This window comes from Alistipes sp. CAG:29 (assembly GCF_000435435.1).
Lineage (GTDB): Bacteria > Bacteroidota > Bacteroidia > Bacteroidales > Rikenellaceae > Alistipes > Alistipes onderdonkii.
Genome location: NZ_FR893411.1, coordinates 1 through 1,391, shown reverse-complemented (window position 1 = coordinate 1,391; position 1,391 = coordinate 1). Strand labels below are relative to the sequence as shown.

Sequence of the window (1,391 nt, the reverse complement as noted above, 5' to 3'; positions counted from 1 at the left end):
GAGCGTCGTGGCGATCCTGCCGTTGGTTTCGACGGCCCGCACGACCAGTTCGGCACTGCCCGTATTCGAGAGCGTAAAGGTACGTTCCTGCCTGGGGGCACCATGCTTTACCGGGCCAAATTTAATAATATTTTCGATTATCTGCGCTTTCGGGGCGTTTTGTCCTCCGGTACCCGCCTCCGCCCGGTCGATGCCGATGCCGTGGGTGACGATCGCCGTGCCGTTGGTGCGGCCGTCGACGCGCACCTCGAGGGCGTCACGCAGCGTGCCGTAGCGGGGATCGGCCTCGGGGATGAGGTAGGCAACGTTGATCGATCCCTGTTCGCCCGGTGCGATCTCGCGCGGGGCGGTCACCGTCAGCAGCCCGCTCGATTCCAGCGGGCGCAGTTCGAGCCGGATGGTTTTGCCCGAGGTGTTCGCATAGCCGATGGCAGACTGTACCTGTTGCCCGGGGCGGATGTAGGAGAAGGCGTTGAGGGTCGTGGAGAGCCGCAGCCCTCCGCCCGCATCGACCGGGTAGAGCTCCTCGGTGGATTTCATGCGCGGCGTGACATTGCCCCGGATGGTGAGCGTGGCGACCTTTTTCCGCTCGGAGGAGTAGACGCCCAGTTCCTTGGTGAAGGCGCCGGGGCGGTTGGCCGGGTCGAATGTCACCTTGACGGTGGTTTTCTCGCCGGGGCGGATCGGACGCTTGGTGAATTGGGGTACCGTGCAGCCGCAGGTGGTGACCACGTCGAGGATCACCACGGGCGTATTGCCGCGGTTCTCGCCCGTGAAGGTATGGCTCACGCGGCCGTCGGTCTCGCGGATCGTGCCGAAATCCCAGGTGTCGGGGGTAAAGACCAGTTGTGCCTGTGCCGCCGTTGCGAAAGCGCAAAGGGCCAAGAGTGTGAGGAGGATATGTCGTCGTGCCGTCATGGTGCTGATTGGTGTCTATGATGCAAAGGTACATTTTTTGAGAAAAAATCGTGCAATAATTTTGCGGGAATGAAATTTTGCTATATATTTGCACTCCGAAACGGTTGAAATACCGATTTTCGAATGCCTGAATAGCTCAGTTGGTTAGAGCACATGACTGTTAATCATGGGGTCCTAGGTTCAAGTCCTTGTTCAGGCGCAGATGCGCGAGGGTTGCGTAAGGTTCTTTCAGAAACGCCTGCAGGGTAGGTGATAAAAAGAATGAAAAATTTCGATGAAAAATTTGGAGTTCATGTATTTTGAATTACCTTTGCAGTCCCAAGCCATTCACTACGGGAGCTTAGCTCAGCTGGTTCAGAGCGTCTGCCTTACAAGCAGAGGGTCGGGGGTTCGAATCCCTCAGCTCCCACTAATCAAAAAGCGGTCAGAGATGCGTGTAGAACGTATTTTCAGCCGCTTTTCTCTTTTTTATC

At 57.1% G+C, this 1,391-nt stretch carries 1 protein-coding gene and 2 tRNA genes; 2 read left to right on the top strand and 1 reads right to left on the bottom strand.

Annotation, left to right across the window (positions count from 1 at the left end; translation table 11 throughout):
* Positions 1 to 918: DUF1573 domain-containing protein (locus QVP03_RS02040; RefSeq protein WP_288210603.1), on the bottom strand; the 918-nt coding region annotated here is incomplete at its 3' end.
* Between the two features lie 125 nt (positions 919 to 1,043).
* Here QVP03_RS02040 and QVP03_RS02035 point away from each other — a divergent pair.
* A tRNA-Asn gene (locus QVP03_RS02035) sits at positions 1,044 to 1,117 on the top strand.
* A 135-nt stretch (positions 1,118 to 1,252) separates the two neighbouring features.
* A tRNA-Val gene (locus tag QVP03_RS02030) sits at positions 1,253 to 1,327 on the top strand.
* Positions 1,328 to 1,391 lie beyond the last annotated feature (64 nt).